The following is a 25,994-nucleotide window of genomic DNA, read 5'->3' on the forward strand; positions in this document are numbered from 1 at the left end:
CGGGGGCATCGCGCGATGCCCTTCTGACAGATCGCGCCACGGCCCCCGGTTGCCCGTTGGACAGCGGCCTCAGGGCTTCTTGAGCATGGCGCGGATGTCCGCCAGCGCCGTGTTGCCGCGCACCGCCTTGACCTCCACCGGCGTGTCTTCCATGCCTTCCCATTGCAGGTCTTCCTGGGGCAGTTCGTCGAGGAAGCGGCTCGGCGAGCAATCGATGATCTCGCCGTACTGCTTGCGCTTGGCGGCGAAGGTCATGGCCAGGTTCTGCCGGGCACGGGTGATGCCGACATAGGCCAGCCGGCGCTCCTCCTCGATGGTGTCGGCCTCGATGCTGGAGCGGTGCGGCAGGATGTCTTCCTCTACGCCCATGATGAACACATAGGGGAATTCCAGGCCTTTGGACGCGTGCAGGGTCATCATCTGCACGCCATCGGCGCCCTCTTCCTCTTCCTGCTGGCGCTCGAGCATGTCGCGCAGCACCAGCTTGGCGATGGCTTCCTCGATGGTCATCTCGCCTTCTTCGTCGCGCTCCAGGGTGTTCTTCAGGGCGTCGATGAGGAACCAGACGTTGCCCATGCGGAACTCGGCGACCTTGTCGCTGGAGGCGTTCTGGCGGATCCAGTTCTCGTAGTCGATGTCCATCACCATGCTGCGCAGGGCGGCGATGGGGTCGGTCTGCGCGCAGTCCTGGCGGACCTTGTCCATGAAGCGCTTGAAGCGCTGCAGGCGCTCGGTGTAGCGGCTGTCCAGGTGCTCGCCGAGGCCGATCTCGTCGGCGGCGGCGTACATCGAGATCTTGCGCTCGGTGGCGTAGTTGCCGAGTTTTTCCAGGGTGGTGGAGCCGATCTCGCGGCGCGGCACGTTGATGACCCGGAGGAAGGCGTTGTCGTCGTCCGGGTTCACCAGCAGGCGGAAGTAGGACATCAGGTCCTTCACTTCCTGGCGGCCGAAGAAGCTGGTGCCGCCCGACAACCGATAGGGAACCTGGTGGTGCTGCAGCTTCAGCTCCATCAGCTTGGCCTGGTGGTTGCCGCGGTAGAGGATGGCGAACTGGCTGTAGGGCCGCTCGGTCTTCAGGTGCAGCGTGAGGATCTCCATGGCGATGCGCTCGGCCTCGGCGTCCTCGTTGCGGCAGCGGATCACCCGGATCGGGTCGCCGACGCCCATCTCGCTCCACAGCTGTTTCTCGAACACGTGGGGGTTGTTGGCGATCAGCACGTTGGCGCACTTGAGGATGCGGCTGGTGGAGCGGTAGTTCTGCTCCAGCATCACCACCTTCAGCGAAGGGAAGTCCTCCTTCAGCTGCATCAGGTTCTCCGGCCGCGCGCCCCGCCAGGCGTAGATCGACTGGTCGTCGTCGCCCACCACTGTGAACTGCGCGCGGTGCTGCACCAGCATCTTCACCAGCAGGTACTGGCTGGCGTTGGTGTCCTGGTATTCGTCCACCAGCATGTAGCGCACGCGCTGCTGCCATTTTTCGAGGATGTCCGGGTTTTCCTGGAACAGCTTCACCGGCAGCAGGATCAGGTCGTCGAAATCGACCGCGTTATAGGCCTTTAGAGTGCGCTGGTAGTGCAGGTAGACCACCGCTGCCGTCTGCTCCTTGGGGTTGCGCGCGTTGGCCAGCGCCTCCTCGGGCAGGATCAGGTCGTTCTTCCAGGAGCCGATGTAGTTTTTCACCTCATCGGCGCCATCGTCCCCGGCGTACTCCTTCTGCATGATGTCCGTCAGCAGCGCCTTGATGTCCGTCTCGTCGAAGATCGAGAAGCCCGGCTTGTAGCCCAGCCGCGCGTGTTCCTTGCGGATGATGTTCAGGCCCAGATTGTGGAAGGTGGACACCGTCAGCCCACGACCTTCGGCGCCGTGCAGCAGGGTGCCGACGCGGGCCTTCATCTCGCGGGCGGCCTTGTTGGTGAAGGTCACGGCGACGATGTACTGGGCGCGGATGCCGCATTGCTGGACGAGGTAGGCGATCTTGCGGGTGATCACGCTGGTCTTGCCGGAGCCGGCACCGGCGAGCACCAGGAGCGGGCCGCCGACATAGTTCACGGCTTCCTGCTGCCGGGGATTGAGTCGGGACATGCGGGTCGATTTTTCGCGGGGAAATGGCCGCGCATTCTAACAGGCCGGCCCCGATCTGCCGATGCGCGCCGAACAGTGTGACGTAGCGCCCTTTGGTGAAGCTTGGCGCTTGGATATTTCGAGCCATCAAGTACGATTGTTCCGACACACACTGTTGATGGCTGTTCACATTTGGCGCAAAGTTCGCCAAGTCGCCTCAAGAGCGCACTTAAAAGAACGACGTCGATCACGACGCGAATTGGGCAAGTTGCCCACTGTTTTTGTGACCCCGGGGAGGTCATTTGTCCGCGCTTGCCGAGCCCATGCGCATGCTCCTGCTGGCGGAATCGCCTGGCTGGGCGGAATCCTTACGCGAGCTGCTCAGCTCGCTGGGCAGCCTTTCACCCCTGATCACCGCCCCCTCCTGGGAGGCTGCCAGCAGCCTGTTCGATGACAGCGAGGGCGGCTTGCTGCTTTGTACCCCGCAATTGCTGCCGGCCCCCGGGCGTTGCCACCTGCCCACCATCCTGCTGCTGGAACAGGAGCCCGATGAAGCACCGGCCGGCGTCTGCGATTGGCTGGTGCGTGACCAACTGGGCCTCGACGTGCTGCGCCGCAGCCTGCGCTACATGCGCGAGCGCAGCACCTTGCAGAACACCCTGCAGAGCCTCGCCGAGCAGGACCCGCTCACCGGCATCGCCAACCGCCAGGGCTTCCAGACCCTGCTGGCAGCGCGCCTGGCCGAATTCGCCGGGCGCGGCCTGGCCCTCGGCCACCTGGACCTGGACAACTTCCGCCACGCCAACGACGCCCTCGGCTACCAGGCCGGCGACCGCCTGATCCTCCAGGTGGTGGCGCGGCTCAAGGGCGAGCTGGCTGCCGGCGACCAGCTGGCCCGCCTGGGCAGCGACGAATTCGCCCTGCTGCTGGACACCCGTCGCGACCCATCCCGCGCCGAGAAGGTCGCCGAGCGCATCGCCGAAGCCCTCGGCGAGCCTTACTGGGTCGACGGCGAGAGCCTGCTCATCGGCTGCAGCCTGGGCATCGCCCATGCCCGCTCCGATGAAGGCGCCGACCCGCTGATGTGGCACGCGCACATCGCCATGCAGCAGGCCAAGGCCGTGCAGGGCTGCACCTTCCACGTGTTCGACGAACGCATCAACCGCAGCGCGCGCAGCCTGGCCGACCTGGAAAGCGAGTTGCGCCGCGCCCTGCGCCGCGACGAGCTGGAGCTGCACTACCAGCCCCGGCTGTGCCTGGACACCGGGCGTATCGTCGGCCTCGAAGCGCTGGTGCGCTGGCGCCATGCCGAGCGCGGCCTGCTCTCGCCCAATGAATTCGTGCCCCTGGCCGAGGAAAGCGGGCTTATCGTCCCCCTTGGCTACTGGGTCATCTCCCGGGCCCTGCGCGACATGCAGTGGCTGCGCGGGCGCGGCCTGCCGGCCCTGCACATGGCGGTGAACCTGTCGTTCCGCCAGTTCCAGGACAGCCAGCTGCTACCGACCCTGAACCGCCTCATCAGCGAGCGCGGGGTCGATGCCCAGTGGCTGGAGTTCGAGCTGACCGAGACGGCGGTGATGCGCCGCAGCGAGCAGGTGCAGCAGACCATGCAGGCCCTGGGCAAGGTCGGCGTGCGCTTCTCCCTGGACGATTTCGGCACCGGCTTCTCGTCCTTCGTCCACCTCAACAGCCTGCCCATCACCCTGCTGAAGATCGACAAGAGCTTCGTCGGCGGCATGCAGGATCGCCCCGAGAACCGCCAGCTGGTACGCGCGATGATCAACCTCGCGCACAACCTCAACCTGGAGGTGGTGGCCGAAGGGGTGGAAACCGCCGAGCAACTGGCCCTGCTGCGCCAGTTCGGTTGCGACCAGGTGCAGGGCTACTGGATCAGCAAGCCGCTGCCCCTGGCCGACCTGGCGCGCTTCCTGGTATTCGGCGTGCGCCAGCCGCTGTTCAGCAGCCAGCCCAACCTCTAGCGTCTCCCGCTCAGCCCGCCTTGCAGGCGCTGCCGAGCGGTGCCTGCGGGCGCAGCATGCGCAAGGTCTTCCACTCGAACCCCAGGGTCAGCCCGACGGCGGCGCAGGCCAGGCCCGACGCCAGGCCCCACCACACGCCCTGGGCACCCATTCCCATGGGGAAGGCCAGCAGCCAGGCGGCGGGCGCGCCCACCAGCCAGTAGCAGCCGAGGCCGACGAGGAAGGTGGTCTTGGCGTCCTTGAGGCCGCGGATGGCGCCCATGGCGATGGTCTGGATGCCGTCGAACAGCTCGAACAGCGCGGCGATGGCCAGCAGGCTCACCGCCAGGGCGACCACCTCCTGGTACTCGCCGGCGTTGCGGTCGAGGAACAGCCCCACCACCCATTCCGGCGCCAGCCAGAACAGTGCGGCGAAGCTCAGCATGCAGCCGGCGCCCACGGCGATGCCCAGGCGCCCGGCGCGGCGTGCGTCTTCCAGGCGGCCGGCGCCGAAGTGCTGGCCGATGCGGAAGGTCACCGCGTAGGAGATGCCCACCGGCACCATGAAGGCCACGTACACCGACATGATCGCGATCTGGTGCGCCGCCAGCGACAGGCTGCCCAGGGCGCCCATGCACAGTGCGGCGAAGGCGAAGAGGCCGGACTCCACCGCATAGGTGCCGCCAATGGGCAGACCCAGGCGCAGCAGCTCGCGCAGGTCGTCCAGGCGCGGCTGGAACAGGCCCTGGCGCAGGGAGTAGGCGGCGTAGGCCGGGTGGCGGGTGACATGCCAGGCCAGCAACAGCGCCATGACGTTCATCACCAGGGCGGTGACCAGGCCGATGCCGGCCAGGCCCAGCGAAGGCAGGCCGAACCAGCCGTGGATCAGCATGTAGTTGAGGGCGAAGTTGGCCAGCGCGCCGCCGATGCTGATGGCCATCACCGGGCCGGGCCGGCCGATGGCGCTGGTGAAGCCGCGCAGGGCCATGAAGCTCATGTAGCCGGGCAGGGCGAACACCAGGGTGGAGAGGAAGCGCATGCCGCCTTCGATGTTGTGGGCCTCCTGGCCGAACAGTGTCAGCAGCGGGCCGAGGTTCCACAGCAGCAGCCCGGCGCCCAGGGCCAGGCCCCAGCCGAGCCACAGGCCGGCCTGGGTCAGGCGCGCGGCGCCGGCGATGTCCCCCGCGCCGTGGCGGATGGCGACCAGGTTGCCCACGGCGGCGATCACCCCGACGCAGAAGATCGACACGAAGGAATAGCTCGCCGCGCCCAGGCCGCCGGCTGCCAGCTCCGCCGGGCCGAGCAGGCCCATCATCACCGTGTCGGTGAACACCATCAGCACGTTGGCCAGCTGCGCCGCGATCAGCGGGCCGGCGAGGCGGAGGATGGCCAGGAGTTCGGAGCGGATCTGCTGTGGCATGAGTCTGGATCACTTGTCATGGCGGGCCCGAAAACGCATCGGGCCAGAGACGATGGATTCTCCAGCGCTTGAATCCGCGCCACAAAGGGAAAAAAATGATGCCTTCCATGATTCTGACTCATGAATGGGCTCAACCATGACGCGCCGCTTGCCTCCGCTCTACGCCCTGCGTGCCTTCGAAGCCGCGGCGCGCCATGCCTCCTTCACCCGTGCCGCCGAGGAGCTGGCCATCACCCAGAGTGCGGTGAGCCGGCATATCCGCACCCTGGAGGAGCACTTCGCCTGCCGCCTGTTCGAGCGCAAGGGCCGCAGCCTCCAGCTCACCGAGCCGGCGCGGATGATCCTGCCCGGCCTGCGCGAGGGGTTCGATTCCCTGGAGCGCGCCTGCGCCACGCTGCGGGTGGACGACAGCATCCTCTGCCTCAAGGCGCCCTCGACACTGACCATGCGTTGGTTGCTGGCGCGGCTGTCGCGCTTCCGCCTGCAGAACCCGGACGTGGAGGTGCAGCTGACCAGCGCCTGGATGGATGTGGACAAGGTCGACTTCAACCACGAGCCCTTCGATTGTGCGGTGCTGCTGAGCAGCGGCGGCTTCAGCGATGAATGGGAGAGTGTCGAGCTGTTCGCCGAATGGCTGATCCCGGTCAGCGCGCCCTCGGCAGCCGCCGAGGGGCCCTGGGACCTGGCGCGCCTGCGTGGCGCCGAGCTGCTGCACCCCACGCCGGATCGCCGCGACTGGCGGCGCTGGTTGCACGCCATGGGGCTGGAGCAGGACGTGCCGCTCAAGGGCGGCCAGGTGTTCGACACCCTGGAGCTGGGCATAGTCGCGGCGACGCGGGGCTACGGCATCTCCATCGGCGACCTGGTGATGGTCGCCGAGGATGTGGAGGAAGGGCGCATCGGCCTGCCCTGGCCCAGCGCCGTACCCAGCGGCCAGAGCTACTACCTGGTCTGGCCGAAGGCACGCAGCGGCCAGGATCGTCTGCGTCGCCTGCGGGATTACCTACTGGCCGAGGTGGCGGCGATGCGTTTGCCGCCGGTGAGCTTCAAACGCTAGAGCGGCGTGGTTTCCGCTTACAGATTTTTCCGGTGCTTTTGGCAGATGCGTCCTATACCTCAGTAAAGCGGTCAAGTATTCTCGCCGCCCGCCGAAGGAGCCCCAGAAGTTCCTCGTCAGCCCTGCCTGCAAAAAAAACTGGAGAAACCCCATGAACCCGCCCAGGTCACGTATCGCCTGGCAGCTCGCCGCCGCCCTCGCCCTGATCCTCGTGCTGCTGATCAGCGGCAGCACGCTCTTCGCCCTGCGCTCCCTGGACCAGGCCAACCTGGCCACCCGCGAAGAGCACCTGGCCAGCGAGGCGCGCCTGCTCGCCGACCAGCTCAGCACCTTCCACGGCAGCCTGCGTGAAAGCACCCAGCGCCTCGCCAGCCTGTTCGAGCAGCGCTTCGCCAGCGGCCTCGCGGTGCATGCCGACGAGCGCGTGCCGGTCGCCGCGCTGAGCCCGCCGGCCCTCTACCTCAACGGCCAGGTGCTGAACAACGATTTCACCCTGGTGGACGAGTTCCGCCACCTCACCGCCGGCGTGGCCACGGTGTTCGTCCGCGATGGTGCCGACTTCGTCCGCGTCACCACCTCGCTGAACAAGCAGGATGGCACCCGCGCCATCGGCACCGTGCTCGACCACGCCCACCCCGCCTACCAGCGCCTGCTGTCCGGGCAGAACTACGTGGGCCGCGCGCTGCTCTTCGACCGCTACTACATGACCCAGTACACGCCGGTGCGCGACAACGGCGGCCAGGTCATCGCGGTGCTCTTCGTCGGCTTCGACTACACCGATGCGCAGAACGCCCAGTTCGCCAACCTGCAGCGCTTCCGCATCGGCAAGACCGGTTCCCTGGCGCTGATGGACGAGGCCGGCAAGTGGCTGGTGACCCCGGCCGGCGTGCGCCGCCCGGAAGCCATCGGCGACACCCTCGCCGCGTTGGCCCGCGAGCCCGGCCATGGGCGCTTCTGGAGCGATGGCGAAGAGGATTTCTTCAGCGTTGCCGTGTCCTTCGCCGATGGCCCCTGGCAGGTGGTAGCGAGCATGCCCAAGGCGGAAATCCGCGAGGTGACCTGGAGCGTCGGCGGCCAGCTGGCCTTCGGCAGCCTGCTGGCCATGGTGCTGGCGGTAACCTCGGTGATCTGGCTGCTGCGCAAGCGCCTGCGTCCGCTGGGCGAGCTGGTGGAGCAGGCCCGGGCGCTGGGCGCGGGCGATCTCAGCGTGCGCCTGGATGTATCCAGCAACGACGAGATCGGCGAGCTGGCGCGCAGCTTCAACCAGATGGGCGAGGCGCTGTCGACCATGGTGGCGCACATCCGCAGCTCGGCGCAGCAGGTTGGCAGCCGCTCCCAGGTGCTGTCGGGTCTCTCCAGCGGTGCCTATGAAGGCATGGAGCAGCAGTCCGGCGAGATCAGCAGCATGGCCGGCGCGGTGGAAGAGTTCAGCGCCACCTCGCTGAACATCGCCGACAACATGCGCGCCACCGAGCGCATGGCCAGCGACAACGCCCAGCAGACCCGCATCGGCCAGAGCTCCATGGGCGAGGCCTCCGCGGCGCTGGAGCAGATATCCACAGCCCTCAACGGCACCGCCGAAGTGATCAATACCCTCGGCCAGCGCTCCCAGGAAATCGGCGGCATCGTCGGGGTCATCACCGCCATCGCCGACCAGACCAACCTGCTGGCGCTCAACGCCGCCATCGAGGCGGCGCGTGCCGGCGAGCAGGGCCGCGGCTTCGCCGTGGTGGCCGATGAGGTGCGCAACCTGGCGGCCCGCACCCGCGAGGCGACCACCGAGATCTCCAGCATGATCGGCAGCATCCAGGATGAGACCGCCAGCGCCATCAGCACCATGGAGCACGGCAAGGTGCTGATGCAGGACGGCCTGGAGCGCAACGCCAAGGTTGCCGCCGCCCTGGCGCAGATCGCCCAGCAGAGCACCGCCGCCGGTGAGCAGTTCGCCGCCATCACCACCGCCACCCAGGAGCAGAGCAGCACCGCGACCCTGCTCAGCAGCAACCTGCAGAGCATCGCCCTGGCCAACAGCGAGCAGCGCGAAGTGGTCGCCAACCTGGCGCAGACCGCCCAGGAGCTGGACCGCCTGGCCGAGGAACTGCGCCAGGAAGTGGGGCGCTTCCGCTGAGTCCGGCCGTTCCGCCGCAATGAAAAAGGCGCCCCGATGGGCGCCTTTTCTTTGGGTCGCGTTCTGCCTGGGCGCTCACTCGTTGGTCAGGCTCTCCAGCTCACGGCTGAGGCTGGCCCGGGACAGTTCGCCCATGTGGCTCTTCAGCATGCGCCCCTGGCCGTCGTAGAACAGTGTGGTCGGCAGGCCGTAGGAGCCGGTCAGGGCGCCGAAGCGGTTGCCACCGTCGATCAGCACGTCCTGCACGTCCAGGCCCTGCTCCTGCAGGAAGCGCTTCACGTGCTCGGCGTTCTCGCCCTGGTTGATCAGCACGAAGCGCAGGTCGGGCCGGGCCTGCTGGGCCGCTTGCAGAGCCGGCATCTCGCGGCGGCACGGCGGGCACCAGGTGGCCCAGAGGTTGATCACCAACGGCCGACCATCCAGCTCACGGATATCCACAGGCTTGCCGTCGAGGTCGCTCAGCGCCACGTCCGGCAGTTGGCGGCCGCTCTCCAGGGCTGCCAGCAGCGCGCTGCCTCCGCCCCAGAGCGTGGCGCCCACCAGCAGGGCGATACCCAAGGGCCGGCGCACGGCTGGGTGGCGACGGGCATGGAGAATGCCCACCAGTGCCGCCAGCGCCAGGCCGGGCAGGAGGAGGAAGCCGCCGTCGCGGATATCCAGCACGCGCCAGAGCTCGGCGCGGTACTCGGTGAAATAGAGAGCGACGAAGGCGAGACGCGCCGCCAGCACCCCGGCGACCAGCATGGCGAACAGTGCGCCTTCGGGGTTTGCGCCTCGTTTGCGCCCCAGCCACCAGCCACAGCCGAGGGCGGCGAAGAAGCCCAGGTAGAAAAGCGCCTGGGAGGCGGAAAGGGCGACAGGGCCGATTTGCAGGCTGTTCATCGAGGTGGACCAGGTGGCTTGGCGGGTGGGGCCGCAGTATGCCATCGGCCCTGGCGTGGCCCGGCGGCGCAAGTGTTTCCCTGCTTTACGGGGCTCAGGGCTCGGTGGCCGGGCGGTACTGCAGCGCCTCGGCCAGGTGCTGGCGGGCAATGGCCGGGGTGCCGTCGAGGTCGGCGAGGGTGCGGGCGACCTTGATGATGCGGTGTGCGGCGCGCAACGACAGGCCGAGGCGTTCGCAGGCGTTTTCCAGCCAGCGACGGTCCTCCACCACCAGCGGGCAGTGGCGACGCAGGCCCTGGAGGTCGAGAAACGCGTTGGCGCAGCCCTGGCGATCGAGCTGGCGCTGGCGGGCCTGGGCCACGGTTTTCGCCGCGCTGGCACTGTCCTGGCCGCCGGGCTTGGGGTCGTCCAGGGATGTGGCTTCGCGGGCGACGGTGAGGTGCAGGTCGATGCGGTCGAGCAGCGGGCCGGAGAGCTTGGCGCGGTAGCGCTGGATCTGTTCCGGGGTGCAGCGGCACGGGTTGGTGACGTCGCCCAGGTAACCGCAGGGGCAGGGGTTCATGGCGGCGACCAGTTGGAAGCGCGCCGGGAAGCGCACCCGGTCGTTGGCCCGGGCGATGACGATCTCGCCGTTTTCCAGGGGCTCGCGCAGGACTTCGAGGACCTTTCTGTCGAACTCCGGCAGCTCGTCGAGGAACAGCACGCCCTGGTGGGCCAGGGTGATTTCGCCGGGACGGGGCTTGCTGCCGCCACCCACCAGGGCGGGCCCGGACGCGCTGTGGTGCGGCTGGCGGAAGGGGCGCTGCGGCCAGCTGTCCAGCGGGGTGTTGCTGGCCACCGAGTGGATGGCGGCGACTTCCAGTGCCTCCTGCTCCTGCAAGGGCGGCAGCAGGCCGGGCAGGCGGCTGGCGAGCAGCGTCTTGCCGGTGCCGGGCGGCCCGGAGAGCAGCAGGTTGTGGGCACCGGCGGCGGCCACCAGCAAGGCGCGCTTGGCGGCCACCTGGCCCTGCACTTCGGCCAGGTCCGGGTAGGCGTCGGCGCGGTTCGGCAGGCCGGCGGAGGCATAGGGTTCGAGGGGCGTTTGCCCGGTGAGGTGCGCGGCCAGTTCCAGCAGGTGGCCGACGGCGATCACCCGCAGGCCGCTGGCGAGGCTGGCTTCTTCGGCATTGTCCTTCGGCACCACCAGGGTGCGCCCTGCCGCGCGGGCGGCAAGGGCAGCGGGGAGGACGCCCTGGACCGGGCGCAGCGCACCGGAGAGGGCCAGCTCACCGAGGCATTCCACCTCGTCCAGGCTGGTGGCCGGCACCTGGCCGCTGGCGGCGAGGATGCCGAGGGCCACGGCCAGGTCGAAACGCCCGCCGTCCTTGGGCAGGTCGGCCGGCGCCAGGTTCAGGGTGATGCGCCGCAGCGGGAATTCGAAGCCACTGGTGAGGATGGCGCTGCGCACGCGGTCCTTGCTTTCCTTGACCGCCGCTTCAGGCAGGCCGACCAGGGCCAGGGACGGCAGGCCATTGGTGAGGTGCGCTTCCACGGTTACGGCAGGCGCTTCGACGCCTACCTGGGCGCGGCTGTGAACGAGGGCCAGGGACATGATCGCTCCTTGATCGCGTCACCCGCCCGCCGGGTCACTCGTTCGGCGGAGGGGTGGGCGTGGCTTCCAGCTCGGCGACCTTGGCTTCCAGGGCCTCGAGGCGGGCGCGGGTACGGGCGAGGACGGCCATCTGGCTGTCGAATTCCTCGCGGCTTACCAGGTCGAGCTTGCTGAAGGCGCTTTGCAGCAGGGCTTTGAACTGGGTTTCGAATTCGGCGCGGGGCAGCGGGGTATCACCGCTGAACAAGCGGGAGGCGCGGGCACCGAGGGCGTCTAGCAGGGCTTTGGGCGGCAGCATGATGGGCTTCCATAGTCAGGCGGCGGGCAGTCTACCACGCGGGGTGAATGGCCGATCCCGATGGGCGGCGCACAATTTTTGAGCAATGGCCGTTCGCCGGGTGCGCCATCTTGGTGCGCGATGCCGGGGCATCGTCCGGCCCCGAGGGGGCACACGGCCAGTATCTGCTTGAAAAACTGCGCTTTTGGCGGAGCTGGCAAGCTTTCTGCTTTAGGCCATATGACGCATGCACCGATGCAGTACCGGTGTGTCGGGCGAGGCGGGGGAGTGTTTCGCCGGAAGCGGTTGGTCTGCGTTCGAAGTGGCCGAGCCAGGGCGGTTCGACGCGTTACAAAGCCAGACACTGCGCTTAGACTTGAGCCGGGTTCGTTTTTCCTGGGGCAAGTCCACCAAATACGGGAGAGAGTTTCATGAAGCTAGTCACTGCCATCATCAAGCCGTTCAAACTCGATGACGTGCGCGAGTCGCTGTCCGAGATCGGCGTGCAGGGCATCACCGTTACTGAAGTCAAAGGCTTCGGTCGGCAGAAGGGTCATACCGAGCTGTACCGTGGCGCGGAATACGTGGTCGATTTCCTGCCCAAGGTGAAGATCGATGTCGCCATCGCCGACGATCAACTGGATCGCGTGATCGAGGCCATCACCAAGGCAGCCAACACCGGCAAGATCGGTGACGGCAAGATCTTCGTCGTCAATCTGGAACAGGCCATCCGCATCCGTACCGGCGAAACCGGCACAGACGCGATCTAAGCCTCCGAACCCCAACGCCCCAGGAGAAAACAACATGACTCTGCGTAAAGCCGCAGGGCTAGGAGCCCTTTTGTCCCTCGTTACCCCCGGCCTCGCCATGGCCGCTGACGAGGTCGTGCTGAACAGCGGTGATACCGCGTGGATGCTGACCGCTACCGCGCTGGTGCTGTTCATGACCATTCCCGGCCTGGCGCTGTTCTACGGCGGCATGGTGCGTTCCAAGAACATCCTCTCGGTGATGATGCAGTGCTTCGCCATCACTGGCCTGATCAGCATCCTCTGGGTCGTCTTCGGCTACAGCCTGGCCTTCGACACCACCGGGATGGAACAGGGCGTCGTCAACTTCAACTCCTTCGTCGGTGGCTTCGGCAAGGCCTTCCTGTCCGGCTTGACCGTCGACAGCCTGACCTCCGCCTTCCCTGAAAGCGTGTTCATCACCTTCCAGATGACCTTCGCCATCATCACCCCGGCCCTGATCGTCGGTGCCTTCGCCGAGCGCATGAAGTTCTCCGCGATGCTGATCTTCATCGCCATCTGGTTCACCCTGGTCTACGCGCCGATCGCCCACATGGTGTGGAGCGGCAACGGTGGCCTGATGTGGGACTGGGGCGTACTGGACTTCGCTGGCGGCACCGTGGTGCACATCAACGCCGGTGTCGCCGGCCTGGTGGCCTGCCTGGTACTGGGCAAGCGCAAGGGCTACCCGACCACCCCGATGGCCCCGCACAACCTGGGCTACACCCTGGTCGGCGCCGCCATGCTGTGGATCGGCTGGTTCGGCTTCAACGCCGGCTCCGCCGTCGCCGCCAACGGCACCGCCGGCATGGCCATGCTGGTCACCCAGATCGCCACTGCCGCCGCTGCCCTGGGCTGGATGTTCGCCGAGTGGCTGACCCACGGTAAGCCGAGCGCCCTGGGCATCGCTTCCGGCGTGGTCGCCGGCCTGGTCGCCATCACCCCGGCTGCCGGCACCGTCGGCCCGATGGGCGCCCTGATCATCGGCCTGGCCGCTGGCGTCCTGTGCTTCTTCAGCGCCACCAGCCTGAAGCGCAAGCTGGGCTACGACGACTCCCTGGACGCCTTCGGCGTACACGGCATCGGCGGCATCATCGGTGCCCTGCTGACCGGCGTGTTCGCGGCCCCGGCCCTGGGTGGCTTCGGCGCCGTCGAAGACATCGCCAGCCAGGTGTTCATCCAGTTCAAGGGCGTCGCCTTCACCGTGGTCTACACCGCCATCGTCACCTTCGTGATCCTCAAGGTGCTGGACCTGGTGATCGGCCTGCGCGTCAGCGAAGAGGAAGAGACCGTAGGCCTCGACCTGGCTCAGCACAACGAGCGCGGCTACAACCTGTAAGCGCCATGGCCCGGCTCCGCGCCGGGCCCTGTCGAGGCGGCCATGGGCCGTCGTACCTGGGGCTCTGGCTCGCTCGAGGTCGCTGTCGCCGCAAGGCGTCTGCAGAAGATGCAACACGAGCCGCAAAGGGCGCCCGCAAGGCGCCCTTTGCTTTTTCTGGAGCCGCGCTAGAATGCGCGCCGACGAGTTCGAAGCGGGAGACGTGCATGTGGCAGCAGACCCTGATCAGCCTGCGCGCACGGCCACGCGGCTTTCATCTGGTGACCGATGAGCTGCTGGCGAATTTGCCGGAACTGCGACACTGTCGCGTCGGTCTGTTGCACCTGTGGTTGCAGCACACATCGGCATCACTGACCGTCAATGAAAATGCCGACCCCTCGGTGAGGCGCGATTTCGAGCGATTCTTCAATCGCCTCGTGCCCCAGGGCGAGGGTGGCTACGAACATGACTATGAAGGCCCGGATGACCTTCCGGCGCATTTCAAGTCGAGCCTGCTGGGCTGCCAGCTGATGCTGCCGATACAGGAAGGGCGGCTCGCGCTGGGAACCTGGCAGGGGATATACCTGGGCGAACACCGCGATCATGGCGGCGTGCGCCGGGTTGTCGCCACGCTCAACGGCGAGGCGATCTGATTTTTTCCAGTGGTGTTAGCACGCTGGCGCGGCTGGGCTATAACTAACCTGCTTTGGCAAGACAAGAGGTAGAACATGAGCGACGAAGATCTGGAACAAGACGAGCTCGAGGCATCCGACGAGGATGAGGGCGAGGAGCTTGCGGCGGCCGAAGACAGCGATGACGGCGATAGCGAGAGTGACAGCGAATCCCCAGCGTCCGGCGGCAAGAGCAAGGGCAAGAAGGCGGCGGTAGAAGTCGAAGAACTGCCCAGCATCGAAGCCAAGCAGAAGGAGCGCGATGCGCTCGCGCGGGCCATGGAAGATTTCCTGGCGCGCGGTGGCAAGGTGCAGGAAGTCGAGCCCAATGTGGTTGCCGACCCGCCCAAGAAGCCGGACAGCAAGTACGGCAGCCGCCCCATCTAAGGCCTGCCGTCACATGAAAGAAGCCCGCTATCAGCGGGCTTTTTCATGGCTGTCGATCACTCAGCCCGGGGTGTTCCAGCGGCCGAGCAGGGCCGGCAGCTCGGCCAGGTTGCGTATTTCCGCATCCGGCGCGCTTTCGCCATCCCAGGCCTTGCCCTGGGGGTTGAACCAGATGGCGCGCATGCCGGCGTTACGGGCGCCGTGGATGTCGTCGCTGGGGTGGTCGCCAATGTGCACCGCCTGCGCGGCTGCCACGCCGGCGCGTTTCAGCGCTTCCTCGAACGGATGCGGGTCGGGCTTGCCGATGCCCAGCTCCTCGGCGCACAGGGCGAACTGGAAGTAGTCGGCCAGGCCCAGGCGGCGCACGTCGGCGTTGCCGTTGGTGATCACCGCCAGGCGATAGCGGTTGGCGAGTATCTCCAGGGTCGGGTGCACCTCGGGGAACAGGTCGATGCGGTGACGTGCGTCGAGGAAGACGTCGAAGCCCCGGGTGGCCAGGGTGCCCGCTTCGTCCCGGGGGTAGCCGGCCTCTTCCAGGGCATGGAAGAGGATGCGCTGGCGCAGCTCGCTGAGGCGGTGCTTGAGTGCCGGCTCAGCCGCCAGCAGGCGCGCGCGGATGGCCCACAGGTGCTCGATGGGCACCGGGCCGAGCTTCGGCGCCTGCTGTGCCAGCCATTCACGCAGGGCCGCTTCGGCGCCGTGCATCACGGTGGCGACGTCCCAGAGGGTGTCGTCGAGGTCGAAGGTGATCAGCTGGATGCTCATTCGTCGTTCGCCTTGTTGCGCTTGGCCCGTGGGTGGGCCTTGTCGTAGACCGCTGCCAGGTGCTGGAAATCCAGGTGGGTGTAGATCTGCGTGGTGGAGATGTCGGCGTGGCCGAGCAGCTCCTGCACCGCGCGCAGGTCCTGGGAGGACTCCAGCATGTGGCTGGCGAAGGAGTGGCGCAGCATGTGCGGGTGCAGGTGCTGGCCCAGTTCGCGCACGCCGGCGGCCCGCACACGCAGCTGGATGGCGCGAGGCCCCAGGCGGCGGCCGGTGCGGCCGACGAACACGGCGCCATCCTGTGGGTTGGCCAGGGCGCGCAGTGGCAGCCATTGCTCCAGTGCCTGCCGGGCCATGCGGCCCACCGGCAGTTCGCGCACCTTGTTGCCCTTGCCGTGCACGCGCACGCTGCCGTCATTGAGGTCCAGGCCGTCGAGGTTCAGCCCCACCAGCTCCGAAAGGCGCAGCCCGGAGGAATAGAAGAGTTCGAGGATGGCCTGGTCGCGGCGGGCGATGAAGTCATCTTCCACGGCGCCGTCCAGCAGCTGCTGGGCGCGGTCGGCATCCAGGGTCTTGGGCAGGCGGCGCTCGCCCTTGGGGGCGCTGAGGCCGCTGGCCGGGTCGTGGCGGCAGACGCCTTCACGCACCAGGTAGCGGTAGAGCCCGCGTACCGCCGAGAGCAGGCGCGCCAGGCTGCGGCTCGACTGCCCCTGCTGATGCAGGCGGGCGACCATGCTGCGCAGGGTGCGTGGGTCGAGGGCGGGCCAGTCGGCGATGGCGAAGGTCTCGCACAGGGCGACGACCTTGCCCAGGTCACGGCGGTAGCCGTCGAGGGTGTGGGGCGAGACCTGGCGTTCGCTGCGCAGGTGTTCGATGTAGCGGTCCAGATCGGCGTTCATCCGTCTACTCCTGCCGCTGTGCGTCGCCCGCCGCTTACCTCACGGAGCGCAGCGGGGAGGCGAAGAGGGGCAGCACGCGGGCCAGGACTTCGGCGATGTAGCCGAGGAACAGGGTGCCCAGCGAGCTCTTGTAGTGCTGCGGGTCGTGGCTGCCGATGGCGAGGACGCCATGCTGGCCCTGATGGTTGAGGGACACCACGGCGGCGGAGCCGACCTTGGGGCCTTCGTCCTTGCCGAAGAGGAATTCCAGCTCGTGGGCGCGGAGCACCCCGCAGATGGTCTTGCCGGCCACCAGCAGGCCGCCGATGGCTTGCTGGGCCTCCACGCTGGTGACGCTGCGGCCGACCGGCAGGGTGCTGTCGCTGAACAGGATGAGGCTGACGAAGGGCACCTGGAACTCGTGGCGCAGGCTGTCTTCCACCGCGCTGACCACTTCTTCCAGGGTGCTGGCGTCGAGCAGGTCGAGCACCAGGCGACGGGTCTTGTCGAACAGCCGGTCGTTGTCCCGAGCCACGTCCATCAACTGCGACAGCCGATGGCGCATCTCGATGTTGCGCTCGCGCAGCAGCTTGACCTGGCGTTCCACCAGGGACACGGCCTCGCCCGGCTGGTGCGGGATGCGCAGTTCGGGAATCAGCTCTTCGTGGTCGACGAAGAACTCCGGGTGGTGCCGCAGGTAGGCGGCGACCGTTTCGGAGTCGAGGTGCTGAGGCGGTTCCTGGTGCTTGTCACTCATGCTCGCTGCTCGCTCATAGGCGGACCTGCCCTTCATACACGCGCACGGCGGGTCCGGTCATCATCACGGACTGGTCGGGGCCGGCCCATTCGATGGACAGCTTGCCACCCGGCAGCTCCAGTTGCACGGGCGAGTCCATCCAGCCCTGGCGGATGGCGGCCACGGCGGCGGCGCAGGCACCGGTACCGCAGGCCTGGGTTTCCCCGGCGCCACGCTCCCACACGCGCAGGCGCGCCTGGTTGCGGTCGATCACCTGGAGGAAGCCGACGTTGACCCGCTGCGGGAAGCGCGAGTGGTGTTCGATCTTCGGGCCCAGCTCATGGACCGGCGCCTTGTCGATGTCCTCGACGCGCAGCACCGCATGGGGGTTGCCCATGGACAGGGCGGCCAGTTCGACCTCGCGGCCTTCGACCTCGACGCTGTAGTTCAGCGCCTCGCCTTCGGCGACGAAGGGGATCTGCTGGGGCGCCAGGCGAGGCGGGCCCATGTCGACGCGGACCTGGCCATCGGCGCGGACGTCCAGCTCGATGATGCCGCTCTTGGTCTCGACGCGGATCTGCTTCTTCACCGTCAGGCGCTTGTCCAGCACGAAGCGGGCGAAGCAGCGGGCGCCGTTGCCGCACTGTTCGACCTCCGAGCCGTCGGAGTTGAAGATGCGGTAGCGGAAGTCGACGTCCGGGTTGGTCGGCGCCTCCACTATCAGCAACTGGTCGAAGCCGATGCCGGTGTTGCGATCGCCCCATTGCTTGGCGTGCTTGGGCTGGATGTGCGCGTGCTGGCTGACCAGGTCGAGGACCATGAAGTCGTTGCCCAGGCCGTGCATCTTGGTGAAACGCAGCAGCATGGGTTTACTCCGGTAGCAGGCTTTCGCCGGCGTAGAGTTCCTCGACGGTCTCGCGACGGCGGACCTCGTATGCCCGCTCGCCATCCACCAGCACCTCGGCGGCACGGCCACGGGTGTTGTAGTTGGAGCTCATGACGAAGCCATAGGCACCGGCGGAACGCACCGCCAGCAGGTCACCTTCGGCCAGGGCCAGGTCGCGGTCCTTGGCGAGGAAGTCGCCGGTTTCGCAAATGGGGCCGACCAGGTCGTAACGGTGCTTCTCGCCTTCACGGGGCTCCACCGGCACCACGTCCATCCACGCCTGGTACAGGGCCGGGCGGATCAGGTCGTTCATGGCCGCGTCGATGATCGCGAAGTCCTTGTGTTCGGTGTGCTTGAGGTACTCGACCTGGGTCAGCAGCACGCCGGCGTTGGCGACGATGTAGCGGCCCGGCTCGAAGACCAGCGCCAGCTTGCGCGCGCCGATGCGCTCGCGCACGGCCTTGATGTAGTCGCCGGCCAGCGGCGGCTCTTCATCCTTGTAGCGCACGCCGAGGCCGCCACCGAGGTCCAGGTGGCGGATGTGCACACCCTGTTCGGCGAGGCGGTCGATCAGCGCCAGCAGGCGGTCGAGGGCATCGAGGAAGGGCGCCAGGGTGGTCAGCTGGGAGCCGATGTGGCAGTCGACGCCGACCACTTCCAGGTTCGGCAGCGAGGCGGCGTGCAGGTACACGGCTTCGGCAGCGGCGATGGCGATGCCGAACTTGTTTTCCTTGAGGCCGGTGGAAATGTACGGGTGGGTGCCGGCGTCGACGTCGGGGTTAACCCGCAGGGAGACCGGTGCCTTCATGTCCATTTCGGCGGCGACGACCTGCAGGCGCTCGAGCTCCTCGGTGGACTCGACGTTGAAGCAGTGCACGCCGACTTCCAGGGCGCGACGCATGTCGTCACGGCTCTTGCCGACACCGGAGAAGACGATGCGGTCGGCCGCGCCACCGGCGGCGAGCACACGCTCCAGCTCGCCGCTGGAGACGATGTCGAAGCCCGAGCCCAGGCGGGCCAGCAGGTTCAGCACGCCGAGGTTGGAGTTGGCCTTGACCGCGTAGCAGACCAGGTGCGGTACGCCTGCCAGGGCATCGGCATAGGAGCGGTACTGCGCCTCGATGTGGCTGCGCGAATAGACGTAAGTGGGTGTGCCGAAGCGCGCGGCGATGGCGGACAATGCCACGCCCTCCGCGAAGAGCTCACCATCGCGGTAAGTGAAGGCGTCCATCAGCGCCCCCTTAGTGCGAATGTTCGGCGGAAGACGGCTTGGATTCGTCCGGCAGGTACAGCGGGCCCTTCTGGCCGCAACCGGCGAGCAGGCAGGCGACGGCGACGAGCGCGACGAGAGGGGTGAGCAGTCGCTTCATGGCGAAATCCTTGAAGAAAACGTGAATTGCTCGGGAGTATACCGACCGCCCGGCGCCTTGCCTATGCGCTGGAAAAGCCGCCGGACGTGGCTTTCGGCTAGCCAATCGGGCCTTCCGAAGCCTAGGATTGGCGCCCAAAAACGGAGGTCCGATGGAACCATCCACGCCCATGGCCAGCTCGGTTTCGGTGGCCTACCTGCAAGGCCTGGTCGACCACCTGGCACGCCAGGGAATCGAACCCGCCGAGCTGCTGGCGCACGTCCAGCTGACGCCCGCCATCCTCGGCCAGCGCGACCAGCGCATCGCCGCCAGCGCCTACCTGGAGCTGCTCGCCCAAGGCATCCGCCTGACCGGTGACACGCGCCTCGGCCTGCACCTGGGCGAAGCGGTGCGGCCCGGCTATTACGGTGTGCTCGGTTACCTGCTGATGAGCTGCGCGACCCTCGCCGATGCCTTGCACCGGCAGGCCCGCTACGCGGCGCTGGTGGGCAACCTGGGGCGGGTCGACCTGGCCGACGAACCGGAGCGGCCCGGTCATGAACCGCTCGTCGTGCACAGCTGGGAGCCCTTGCTGCCCCAGCAGCGCGAGCAGGTGGCGGAGGAGTCTCTCGCCGGCTGGGTGACCTTCGGCCGCTGGATCAGTGGTCTGGACATCCCGCCCACCGAGGTGCGTTTCCAGCACCCGGCGCCGGCCGACCTCAGCGAGTACCAGCGGATCTTCCGTTGCCCGGTGCTGTTCGGCCAGGCCGACAATGCCCTGGTGTTCCCCCGCCGATTGCTGGCCACGCCGCTCGGCCAGGCCGACGCGCAGGTGCGGCAGATGCTCGATGCCTACGCCGACCGGCTGCTGGGCGAGATCAACCGGGGCAACAGCGTGCTCGACCGCGCCCGGGTCGTCCTCGCTGGGCAACTGTCGGAGCAGGGGCCAGACCTGGAGCGCCTGGCCGAGGCATTGGCGCTGAGTCCGCGTACACTGCAACGTCGATTGCGCGAGGCTGGCCTATCGTTCAGCCAGTTGGTGGACGAGACGCGCCAGCAGCTGGTGCTGCATTATCTGCGCGACCCGGCGCTGGAACTCGCCGATATCGCCTTCCTTGTCGGCTTCAGCGAGCCCGGTTCGCTGGCCCGTGCGTTCCGCCGTTGGACCGGGCAGAGCCCCGGCGAGTATCGGCGTCACCTGTCACCCTTTCCCTGAGGACCCCCCAATGAGTTTGAGCGAAGCGCGTTTCCACGATCTGGTCGATGCCGCCCAGGAAGCCGTCGAAGACATCTTCGACAGCAGCGATCTGGACGTTGACCTGGAAAACAGCGCGGGCGTGCTGACCATCCGTTTCGAGAATGGCACCCAGGTCATCCTCAGCCGCCAGGAGCCCTTGCGCCAGCTGTGGGTCGCGGCCCGCTCCGGTGGCTTCCATTTCGACTATGACCAGGCCAGCAGCCTGTGGATCTGCGACACCAGCGAAGAGCCTCTCGGCGAGCTGCTGGGCCGCGTAACCCGCGAGCAGGCGGGCGAAGACCTTGAGTTCGAAGAACTCTGAACCCCCTGCCCCTCCCTCCCCGGGCTCGCCCTGCATCCGCAGGTGCTGCCTGGATGAGGCCGACGTCTGCGTCGGATGCGGTCGTACCCTGGGTGAGATCCTGGAATGGAACGAAGCAGGCGCGGATCGCCGTCGGCAGATCAACGAGCAGGCCGCTCAGCGCGTGCGTTCCAGGCCGCGCTGACTGGTCGGTCTTGCCAACAGCGCATCCACTGACGTAGTGTCGGTCGGGCTGGTGCCGAATGCACCGGCCCACAATTCTGAAACCCCGCCTTCGGGCGGGGTTTCGCTTTTTCGAGCCAAGGATTCAGGAGTTCCGGATTTGCCATGAGCACTCAACCGTCAATCATCATCACCCGTCTCGACCTGCAGCGACTGGAGCGACTGCTCGATGAACTGGAGGATTTCGGTCCCGGTGCCCAGGCACTGGAGAGCGAGCTGGCGCGCGCCCAGGTGGTTGGTCATGACGAAGTGCCGCCGGGCGTGGTGACCATGAATACCCGCGTGCATTGCCGTGAGGAGGCCAGCGGCAAGGACTACCACCTGACCCTGGTCTATCCGAAGGACGCCGGTGGCGAAGGCACCGTTTCCATCCTCGCACCCATCGGCAGCGCCCTGCTGGGCCTGTCCGTCGGCCAGCACATCGACTGGCCGGCGCCGGGTGGCAAGACCCTCAAGCTGCAACTGCTGGAAGTGGAATACCAGCCCGAAGCGGCTGGCGAATACGACCGCTGATCCACGATCCTGACCGCCTCCCCGGCGGTCAGGCCTTGTTCAGGGCCTGGTTGAGCTGTTTCTCCAGCTCGGCCTTGTAGCGCAGGTAGTGCACCGTCTGCGCATGGCCCTCGCCGAGGACCCGCGACAGGTCCAGGTCGGTGATGTAGCAAGGGTAGCGCTCGGCCTCGCTGCGCTGGGCGAGGATGTGCCGGGCCACGGAGGCGAACAGCTCGCCACCGTATTCCAGTTCCGAAAATTCCCGATGGTTGCAGTAGAGCGTGACATGCACGCGATCGGCGTCTGCCGGCTCGACGATCGCCTGCACGTCGTAGAACGGGTGGCTCACCGGCGCCTGGGGCGCGGCGCGGCGTTCTACCTGCTGGGCACGCTGCGGCGGTGACGGCAACACTTCGTAATAGAGAATTTCCAGGTTGCTGGGTGGCGTCGGGCTGTCCAGCGGCAGCAGGGCGTTGCGCCGGTAGAGCACCGACTGCAGGAAGCGCTGCAGCGGCGTGAGCAGGCTCTGCTGGTCACGGAACGGCTGGCGCTGGCGCCAGAGCGCGTTGTGCTCGTCGAGCAGGGTCAGCTCGGCGCTGTCGCCCTCCTGGCGGAAGAACACCTGGATGCAGTTCGGTCGGCCCAGCGGCAGGATCAGCGCCAGGTCCTCGCCTTCCAGGGCGTAGCGGTCGAGGAACAGCGGGCTGTAGGCCGGCAGGTCCTCGCCCAGGTGTTCCAGCAGCGTCGGCAGGTCGTCGAGAGCGGTGTGGCTGACCTGGCCGGGCAGCAGTTCGAGCACGTGGTACTGCTGGCGCACCTGCAACAGGTAGCGGGTGGTGTCCGGGCTGCCCAGGTGCGCCAGGGCGTCGCGGAACAGTTCCTCGATACGCTGGGCGATGGCCTGGGCGCGGTTGCGGCAGAAGCAGCGCACGCGCAGGTTCGGCAACTGGTCCACGGGGGTGGCGTTGAGGAAGTCGCGCAGGCAATCCAGCGGCGCGAAGGGGCCGTCGTAGCGGGTCACCAGCAACTCGTTCCAGCTGTTCAGGGTGACCTGGTCGATGGTCAGCACCAGGTTGTCACGCACGCCGGAGTAGCCGAGGGAGTCGGTACGCTCGGTGGTCATGTGCACGTTCATCTGGCTGTGCTGCTTGAGCGGGTCGACACCGACGTTGATCAGTAGCAGCACTTCGCTTGGGGCGCTGGCGCGTAGCAGCGCCGCTTCGCCCACCGGCGGCAGTGGCAGCGGGATGCTTTGCTGCAGGCTGCTGATCAGGTTGGACAGCTCGAATTCGGTCAGGTCGCTGCTGCCGGGGTTCAGCGACAGCCGCGTACTGGGGTCGATCACGCCGTTGCGGTGGCACCAGGCGAGCAGCTCGATCAGCTCGCGGGACCGCTTGATCGGCGCGAAGTCCCGCCATTCCTGGGCATTCAGGCTGCCGGGGAACAGCGCCCACTGGGTCTCGTTCGGCGCCTCGGGGCTGGGGTGCTGCACCAGGGTCAGGGTGTCTTCGGCCAGGTCCGGGGCGATGCCGGGGTTGATGAACTCCACCTTGCCGGCCTTGCGCTCGAAGGCGGCGTAGAGGCGCCGGCCGAGCACGCCGAGGTCGCGGCTGTTGAGCGAGCTGATCGCGTGCTGGCTGCGGCCGAACTCGGAGAGGAAGCGGTAGCTGTAGGTCAGCTCGTTGACCAGCGCGCGGCGCTCGGCGCCCACCTGGCGCACCTTCCACTGGCTGCGGCTGTCGAGCATGGCCAGTTGGCGCGAATCCCATTGCCACTCCCGGGTCAGTCGCTCGAACAGCAGGCGCTGCCAGCTCTTGCGGCGATTGCGCGGCGGTCGGCTGAGCTTCTTGTTGACCTTCAGATACAGGCAGCGCCGTATCAGCTCCAGGCGCTCGCGGTCGCCGCGGGCGGTGAGGTATTCCTCCAGGCGGCGGTACACCACTATGTAGGGGTCGAGCTCATCGAGGTCCAGATGATTGGCGTAGACCGCCTGCTTGAAGCGCAGCGATAGGCAATGAACCTGGGGGTGCTCGCTGGCGTAGACCTCGGTGAGCAGCAGCTTGAGCACCGACTTGTAGGGCGACTCGATACCCTTGAACAGCTGCCACATGCCCGCACCGATGAACTCGCCTACAGGGATATGCGCCAGGTGCCCCAGGTCGAGCACTTCGTCGGCGCGGATGAAGCGGCGCGACAGCAGTTTCTCGGTGTATTCGGCGTAGCGCCCTTCCTCGTAGACAGGTACCAGCCACCACAGGGGCGTGCGCCCGGCCAGCCAGATGGCGGTGCGGTAGAACTCGTCCAGCAGCAGGTAATGCTGGGTGGTCCCGCAATCGTCGGAGGTGAGCTGCGCCTCGCGGTCGCCGACCACGAAGCGCTTGGGGTCGATGAGGAAGAAGTGCGCCTCGGTGCCCAGGGTCGCTGCCCAGGCCTCCAGCAGCTCGCACTTGCGCCGCAGTTCGGCCACTTCGCTGGCGGAGAGGTCCGGCGCATGGCAGACCCACAGGTCCATGTCGCTCTGTTCGGCCTGCGCCACCGTGCCCAGGCTGCCCATGAGGAACAGGCCGTGGATGGGCATCGGCGGGTTGCCCCGGCGTGCCTTGTAGGCAAAGGAGCGGGTCAGGCGCTGGACTTCGGCCAGTTCGTTTTCATCCGGCTCGTAGTTGGCCAGGCCGGCCGGGGTCTGCCCCGAGACGTAGCCGGGCAGCAGCGGGTGGTTGACGTGGAACAGCAGTGGCAGCAGGCGCAGGACCAACTGCTGGCGCGTGGAAAGCCCCTGTATGGCGCGTTCCAGGCGACCGCTGTTGACCTTGAGGAAGCGCGCACGCAATTGCGCGAGGACCTTGCGGTCGATGCCGTCATCGATGTCGGGGCGGATTTCCTGGGTGCGCGTCATGGAGCTTCTGCCGGATGGATGGGCACAGCCTACCAGCCGGCGAAGCGGTCGGGCAGGGTTGTGCCCGGGTTATCGGCGCGGACGCGGTTCAGCTTGAGGTAACGGGTTCTGTGGTGAGGATGGTGAGCAGACTCTGGGCGTGTTCGGCGGCATCCAGCCCCAGGCTGGTGAGGTAGCCGCCATCGGGCAGGGTGATCAGTTTTTTCTGGTGCAGACGGGTGACCGCGCCTATGACCTTGGAAGAGGCATTGTTGTGCACCTTGAGTCCTTCCTGGGTGTTGTCCAGGTTGAACAGGGTCAGCAGTTCCAACTCGGCAATCAGCTCGGGGGTATACGACATGGTGACTCCTGGGCTTCTGGTGGGCCCGCCTTCGTGCGGGCGGGTGTGACGGATCAGTGTAGTCCGCCCGGCTCAGTCTGCCGGGTAGATCGGCTCGCCGTATTGCCAGCGGTCAAGGATTGCCTGGTAGCGGCCGTCTTCCTGGATGCGCTGCATGCCCTGGTCGAAGCGCTGCAGCAACTGCTCGGCCCCCGGAGCCCGGCGCGAGAACGACAGGAATAGCTCGGGCCGATGCACGGTCCCCACGGCCTGGAAGGCGCCGACCAGCTCGGGGTATTCGCGCAGCAGCTCGGCGGTGGTGGCGCGATAGGCCACCACATAGTCGACGCGCCCGTGCTGGAGCATGAGGAAGCCGTTGATGTCCTTGCGCACCGGGACCCGCTCCAGGCCACGCAGGGCCTCGAAGGGCGCGCCGTACTCGTAGCCGATGGTGACCGCTACGCGCGCGCCTTCCAGGCGCTGCAGGTCGTCCACCGGGGCGGCCTTGTCGACGCGGGACCAGAGCAGGATGTCATCGCGGAACAGCGGGTGCCGGGGCAGTCGGTAGGCTTCGGCGATGCGGGCGTCCGGCGCGGTGTTGAAGCAGCCGGCCAGCTTGCCCTGGAGGGCCAGCTGCATGCAGCGCGAATAGGGATAGGGGACCAGCTCCACCGGTGTGTCGGCGGCAGCGAACGCGGCCTGGACGATCTCCACCGACATGCCGCGCACTGCACCGTCGCGGAAGGCGGTGAAGGGGTACCAATCGTCCTCGGCGCCGATCTGCAGCGTCTCGGCCAGGCTGGCCGCAGGTAGTAGCAGCGCCAGGGCGAAGAGCAGGCGGCGGAGCGGTGGAACGGTGCGCAGCGGACTCGGGCTCATGGGGCTGGACCTCTACGGCGCTCGGGTGGTTGGCGCGATGCTAGGGCCTGTCGTGACGGCGGAACCCGGCGTGGATCAAGCTTCCTCTTCGTCGTCCGGTAGCTCGGGCAGCGCCCTCAGGGCGGCTTCGTACCAGGCCAGGTCGAAGGGCTGGTCCTGCTCCAGTCGGCTGATGGCCCGTGCCAGCACCAGGGCCATGAGCTGGACGCTCTCCTCGCGCTCGTAGCCCACCAGGGTCAGCTTGTTGAGGGTCGCCCGGGCCGCCGCTGGATTACCGGCTTCCAGCTGGTTCTCGATGGCCTGGATCAGGGTTTCCTCGGCGAAGGCTTCTTCGCTGTCGTCATGCTCGCTCATGGGGGTTCCTCGTTGTGCAGGCCCGCAGTTTGCCACGGCGTGCCGCTGCATTCACTGCCTTGATCCAACTGGCGCCGGCCGGGTACCCGGGTCTATAACGACGGACGCCCACCCCACACGGCCAGGA

Annotated in this window: 26 protein-coding genes and 1 pseudogene; 12 read left to right on the plus strand and 15 right to left on the minus strand. The window is 67.3% G+C overall.

Features of this window, described 5'->3' with window-relative positions; translation table 11 throughout:
* Positions 1-69 precede the first annotated feature (69 nt).
* Positions 70-2,082 carry a DNA helicase Rep gene (rep, locus tag OEJ36_RS03085; RefSeq protein WP_184488265.1) on the minus strand — a complete coding sequence of 671 codons (2,013 nt, stop codon included), beginning with the start codon at positions 2,080-2,082 and terminating at the stop codon, positions 70-72.
* Positions 2,083-2,363: 281 nt separating this feature from the next.
* Here rep and OEJ36_RS03090 point away from each other — a divergent pair, with 281 nt between their 5' ends.
* The gene (locus OEJ36_RS03090; RefSeq protein ID WP_263400338.1) at positions 2,364-4,040 is read left to right on the plus strand and encodes a putative bifunctional diguanylate cyclase/phosphodiesterase; all 1,677 of its coding nucleotides are present in this window, start codon (positions 2,364-2,366) and stop codon (positions 4,038-4,040) included.
* A 10-nt stretch (positions 4,041-4,050) separates the two neighbouring features.
* Here OEJ36_RS03090 and OEJ36_RS03095 read toward each other — a convergent pair whose 3' ends face one another.
* Positions 4,051-5,439 (minus strand): NorM family multidrug efflux MATE transporter, encoded by a 1,389-nt coding sequence (locus tag OEJ36_RS03095; protein WP_263400339.1) that lies wholly within the window; start codon positions 5,437-5,439, stop codon positions 4,051-4,053.
* Between the two features lie 136 nt (positions 5,440-5,575).
* Here OEJ36_RS03095 and OEJ36_RS03100 point away from each other — a divergent pair, with 136 nt between their 5' ends.
* From OEJ36_RS03100 to OEJ36_RS30535, 3 genes and pseudogenes are all read left to right on the plus strand, one after another.
* The gene (locus OEJ36_RS03100; RefSeq protein WP_043241005.1) at positions 5,576-6,496 is read left to right on the plus strand and encodes a LysR substrate-binding domain-containing protein; all 921 of its coding nucleotides are present in this window, start codon (positions 5,576-5,578) and stop codon (positions 6,494-6,496) included.
* 151 nt (positions 6,497-6,647) lie between these two features.
* Positions 6,648-7,769: pseudogene (locus tag OEJ36_RS30530) on the plus strand (Cache 3/Cache 2 fusion domain-containing protein); the annotation flags it as partial.
* 132 nt (positions 7,770-7,901) lie between these two features.
* A complete protein-coding gene (locus tag OEJ36_RS30535; RefSeq protein ID WP_411860961.1) occupies positions 7,902-8,624 on the plus strand; it encodes a methyl-accepting chemotaxis protein in 723 nt (240 codons plus the stop codon).
* 75 nt (positions 8,625-8,699) lie between these two features.
* Here OEJ36_RS30535 and OEJ36_RS03110 read toward each other — a convergent pair whose 3' ends face one another.
* The 3 genes from OEJ36_RS03110 to OEJ36_RS03120 all read right to left on the minus strand — a co-directional run bounded on the left by OEJ36_RS03110 (position 8,700) and on the right by OEJ36_RS03120 (position 11,395).
* Entirely contained in the window at positions 8,700-9,506 is an 807-nt protein-coding gene (locus tag OEJ36_RS03110) for a TlpA disulfide reductase family protein (protein WP_263400341.1), read from the minus strand.
* A gap of 94 nt (positions 9,507-9,600) precedes the next feature.
* Complete coding sequence (locus tag OEJ36_RS03115; RefSeq protein WP_263400342.1) at positions 9,601-11,097, minus strand: YifB family Mg chelatase-like AAA ATPase; 1,497 nt, start codon at positions 11,095-11,097, stop codon at positions 9,601-9,603.
* A gap of 34 nt (positions 11,098-11,131) precedes the next feature.
* The gene (locus OEJ36_RS03120) at positions 11,132-11,395 is read right to left on the minus strand and encodes an accessory factor UbiK family protein (RefSeq protein ID WP_263400343.1); all 264 of its coding nucleotides are present in this window, start codon (positions 11,393-11,395) and stop codon (positions 11,132-11,134) included.
* 410 nt (positions 11,396-11,805) lie between these two features.
* On the opposite strand from OEJ36_RS03120, the gene glnK reads away from it, so the two are divergent.
* The 4 genes from glnK (at position 11,806) to sutA (ending at position 14,535) form a co-directional block, all read left to right on the plus strand.
* Entirely contained in the window at positions 11,806-12,144 is a 339-nt protein-coding gene (gene glnK / locus OEJ36_RS03125) for a P-II family nitrogen regulator (protein ID WP_003457590.1), read from the plus strand.
* Positions 12,145-12,178: 34 nt separating this feature from the next.
* The gene (locus tag OEJ36_RS03130) at positions 12,179-13,498 is read left to right on the plus strand and encodes an ammonium transporter (RefSeq protein ID WP_263400344.1); all 1,320 of its coding nucleotides are present in this window, start codon (positions 12,179-12,181) and stop codon (positions 13,496-13,498) included.
* Between the two features lie 206 nt (positions 13,499-13,704).
* The gene (locus tag OEJ36_RS03135; RefSeq protein ID WP_021218957.1) at positions 13,705-14,130 is read left to right on the plus strand and encodes a secondary thiamine-phosphate synthase enzyme YjbQ; all 426 of its coding nucleotides are present in this window, start codon (positions 13,705-13,707) and stop codon (positions 14,128-14,130) included.
* A 75-nt stretch (positions 14,131-14,205) separates the two neighbouring features.
* On the plus strand, positions 14,206-14,535 hold the full coding sequence (gene sutA / locus OEJ36_RS03140) for a transcriptional regulator SutA (RefSeq protein ID WP_043241102.1): 330 nt from the start codon (positions 14,206-14,208) through the stop codon (positions 14,533-14,535).
* 60 nt (positions 14,536-14,595) lie between these two features.
* On the opposite strand, the gene OEJ36_RS03145 is transcribed toward sutA, so the two are convergent.
* Genes OEJ36_RS03145 through lptM form a run of 6 tightly spaced genes read right to left on the minus strand, consistent with a single transcriptional unit; the run spans position 14,596 to position 19,167 of the window.
* Positions 14,596-15,300 (minus strand): HAD family hydrolase, encoded by a 705-nt coding sequence (locus OEJ36_RS03145; RefSeq protein ID WP_263400345.1) that lies wholly within the window; start codon positions 15,298-15,300, stop codon positions 14,596-14,598.
* Positions 15,297-16,196, minus strand: a complete 900-nt coding sequence (gene xerC, locus OEJ36_RS03150; protein ID WP_021218960.1) for a tyrosine recombinase XerC — start codon at positions 16,194-16,196, stop codon at positions 15,297-15,299. The genes OEJ36_RS03145 and xerC overlap by 4 nt, the downstream gene beginning before the upstream one ends.
* Before the next feature lie 34 nt (positions 16,197-16,230).
* Entirely contained in the window at positions 16,231-16,932 is a 702-nt protein-coding gene (locus tag OEJ36_RS03155) for a DUF484 family protein (RefSeq protein ID WP_263400346.1), read from the minus strand.
* 13 nt (positions 16,933-16,945) lie between these two features.
* Positions 16,946-17,776: a diaminopimelate epimerase gene (dapF, locus tag OEJ36_RS03160; RefSeq protein ID WP_184488273.1), complete on the minus strand. Its 831-nt coding sequence runs from the start codon at positions 17,774-17,776 to the stop codon at positions 16,946-16,948.
* A 4-nt stretch (positions 17,777-17,780) separates the two neighbouring features.
* Positions 17,781-19,028 carry a diaminopimelate decarboxylase gene (lysA, locus tag OEJ36_RS03165; protein WP_263400347.1) on the minus strand — a complete coding sequence of 416 codons (1,248 nt, stop codon included), beginning with the start codon at positions 19,026-19,028 and terminating at the stop codon, positions 17,781-17,783.
* Between the two features lie 10 nt (positions 19,029-19,038).
* A complete protein-coding gene (gene lptM / locus OEJ36_RS03170) occupies positions 19,039-19,167 on the minus strand; it encodes an LPS translocon maturation chaperone LptM (RefSeq protein ID WP_021218964.1) in 129 nt (42 codons plus the stop codon).
* A 151-nt stretch (positions 19,168-19,318) separates the two neighbouring features.
* On the opposite strand from lptM, the gene OEJ36_RS03175 reads away from it, so the two are divergent.
* The 4 genes from OEJ36_RS03175 to rnk all read left to right on the plus strand — a co-directional run bounded on the left by OEJ36_RS03175 (position 19,319) and on the right by rnk (position 21,440).
* A complete protein-coding gene (locus OEJ36_RS03175) occupies positions 19,319-20,362 on the plus strand; it encodes an AraC family transcriptional regulator (protein WP_031287538.1) in 1,044 nt (347 codons plus the stop codon).
* Between the two features lie 10 nt (positions 20,363-20,372).
* Entirely contained in the window at positions 20,373-20,705 is a 333-nt protein-coding gene (gene cyaY / locus OEJ36_RS03180; protein WP_184488275.1) for an iron donor protein CyaY, read from the plus strand.
* Positions 20,686-20,889 (plus strand): DUF1289 domain-containing protein, encoded by a 204-nt coding sequence (locus tag OEJ36_RS03185; RefSeq protein WP_263400348.1) that lies wholly within the window; start codon positions 20,686-20,688, stop codon positions 20,887-20,889. The genes cyaY and OEJ36_RS03185 overlap by 20 nt, the downstream gene beginning before the upstream one ends.
* A 143-nt stretch (positions 20,890-21,032) precedes the next feature.
* The gene (gene rnk, locus OEJ36_RS03190) at positions 21,033-21,440 is read left to right on the plus strand and encodes a nucleoside diphosphate kinase regulator (RefSeq protein ID WP_021218967.1); all 408 of its coding nucleotides are present in this window, start codon (positions 21,033-21,035) and stop codon (positions 21,438-21,440) included.
* Between the two features lie 28 nt (positions 21,441-21,468).
* Here the strand turns inward: rnk and OEJ36_RS03195 are convergent, their stop codons facing one another.
* The 4 genes from OEJ36_RS03195 to OEJ36_RS03210 all read right to left on the minus strand — a co-directional run bounded on the left by OEJ36_RS03195 (position 21,469) and on the right by OEJ36_RS03210 (position 25,867).
* Positions 21,469-24,315: a class I adenylate cyclase gene (locus tag OEJ36_RS03195; RefSeq protein ID WP_263400349.1), complete on the minus strand. Its 2,847-nt coding sequence runs from the start codon at positions 24,313-24,315 to the stop codon at positions 21,469-21,471.
* 88 nt (positions 24,316-24,403) lie between these two features.
* Positions 24,404-24,655, minus strand: coding sequence for a TIGR02647 family protein (locus OEJ36_RS03200; protein ID WP_263400350.1), 252 nt, complete (start codon positions 24,653-24,655; stop codon positions 24,404-24,406).
* A gap of 72 nt (positions 24,656-24,727) precedes the next feature.
* Positions 24,728-25,513, minus strand: coding sequence for a substrate-binding periplasmic protein (locus OEJ36_RS03205; RefSeq protein ID WP_263400351.1), 786 nt, complete (start codon positions 25,511-25,513; stop codon positions 24,728-24,730).
* 75 nt (positions 25,514-25,588) lie between these two features.
* A complete protein-coding gene (locus OEJ36_RS03210; RefSeq protein WP_263400352.1) occupies positions 25,589-25,867 on the minus strand; it encodes a hypothetical protein in 279 nt (92 codons plus the stop codon).
* Positions 25,868-25,994: the final 127 nt, after the last annotated feature.

Source organism: Pseudomonas sp. PDM13 (assembly GCF_025685765.1).
Classification (GTDB): Bacteria; Pseudomonadota; Gammaproteobacteria; order Pseudomonadales; family Pseudomonadaceae; genus Metapseudomonas; species Metapseudomonas solani.

Coding starts and splice junctions, on each gene's coding strand:
- rep (WP_184488265.1), bottom strand. CDS start 2,082: ATGTCCCGACTCAATCCCCGGCAGCAGGAAGCCGTGAACTATGTCGGC.
- OEJ36_RS03095 (WP_263400339.1), bottom strand. CDS start 5,439: ATGCCACAGCAGATCCGCTCCGAACTCCTGGCCATCCTCCGCCTCGCC.
- OEJ36_RS03100 (WP_043241005.1), top strand. CDS start 5,576: ATGACGCGCCGCTTGCCTCCGCTCTACGCCCTGCGTGCCTTCGAAGCC.
- OEJ36_RS30535 (WP_411860961.1), top strand. CDS start 7,902: ATGGCCGGCGCGGTGGAAGAGTTCAGCGCCACCTCGCTGAACATCGCC.
- OEJ36_RS03110 (WP_263400341.1), bottom strand. CDS start 9,506: ATGAACAGCCTGCAAATCGGCCCTGTCGCCCTTTCCGCCTCCCAGGCG.
- OEJ36_RS03115 (WP_263400342.1), bottom strand. CDS start 11,097: ATGTCCCTGGCCCTCGTTCACAGCCGCGCCCAGGTAGGCGTCGAAGCG.
- OEJ36_RS03120 (WP_263400343.1), bottom strand. CDS start 11,395: ATGCTGCCGCCCAAAGCCCTGCTAGACGCCCTCGGTGCCCGCGCCTCC.
- glnK (WP_003457590.1), top strand. CDS start 11,806: ATGAAGCTAGTCACTGCCATCATCAAGCCGTTCAAACTCGATGACGTG.
- OEJ36_RS03130 (WP_263400344.1), top strand. CDS start 12,179: ATGACTCTGCGTAAAGCCGCAGGGCTAGGAGCCCTTTTGTCCCTCGTT.
- OEJ36_RS03135 (WP_021218957.1), top strand. CDS start 13,705: ATGTGGCAGCAGACCCTGATCAGCCTGCGCGCACGGCCACGCGGCTTT.
- sutA (WP_043241102.1), top strand. CDS start 14,206: ATGAGCGACGAAGATCTGGAACAAGACGAGCTCGAGGCATCCGACGAG.
- OEJ36_RS03145 (WP_263400345.1), bottom strand. CDS start 15,300: ATGAGCATCCAGCTGATCACCTTCGACCTCGACGACACCCTCTGGGAC.
- xerC (WP_021218960.1), bottom strand. CDS start 16,196: ATGAACGCCGATCTGGACCGCTACATCGAACACCTGCGCAGCGAACGC.
- OEJ36_RS03155 (WP_263400346.1), bottom strand. CDS start 16,932: ATGAGTGACAAGCACCAGGAACCGCCTCAGCACCTCGACTCCGAAACG.
- dapF (WP_184488273.1), bottom strand. CDS start 17,776: ATGCTGCTGCGTTTCACCAAGATGCACGGCCTGGGCAACGACTTCATG.
- lysA (WP_263400347.1), bottom strand. CDS start 19,028: ATGGACGCCTTCACTTACCGCGATGGTGAGCTCTTCGCGGAGGGCGTG.
- lptM (WP_021218964.1), bottom strand. CDS start 19,167: ATGAAGCGACTGCTCACCCCTCTCGTCGCGCTCGTCGCCGTCGCCTGC.
- OEJ36_RS03175 (WP_031287538.1), top strand. CDS start 19,319: ATGGAACCATCCACGCCCATGGCCAGCTCGGTTTCGGTGGCCTACCTG.
- cyaY (WP_184488275.1), top strand. CDS start 20,373: ATGAGTTTGAGCGAAGCGCGTTTCCACGATCTGGTCGATGCCGCCCAG.
- rnk (WP_021218967.1), top strand. CDS start 21,033: ATGAGCACTCAACCGTCAATCATCATCACCCGTCTCGACCTGCAGCGA.
- OEJ36_RS03195 (WP_263400349.1), bottom strand. CDS start 24,315: ATGACGCGCACCCAGGAAATCCGCCCCGACATCGATGACGGCATCGAC.
- OEJ36_RS03200 (WP_263400350.1), bottom strand. CDS start 24,655: ATGTCGTATACCCCCGAGCTGATTGCCGAGTTGGAACTGCTGACCCTG.
- OEJ36_RS03205 (WP_263400351.1), bottom strand. CDS start 25,513: ATGAGCCCGAGTCCGCTGCGCACCGTTCCACCGCTCCGCCGCCTGCTC.
- OEJ36_RS03210 (WP_263400352.1), bottom strand. CDS start 25,867: ATGAGCGAGCATGACGACAGCGAAGAAGCCTTCGCCGAGGAAACCCTG.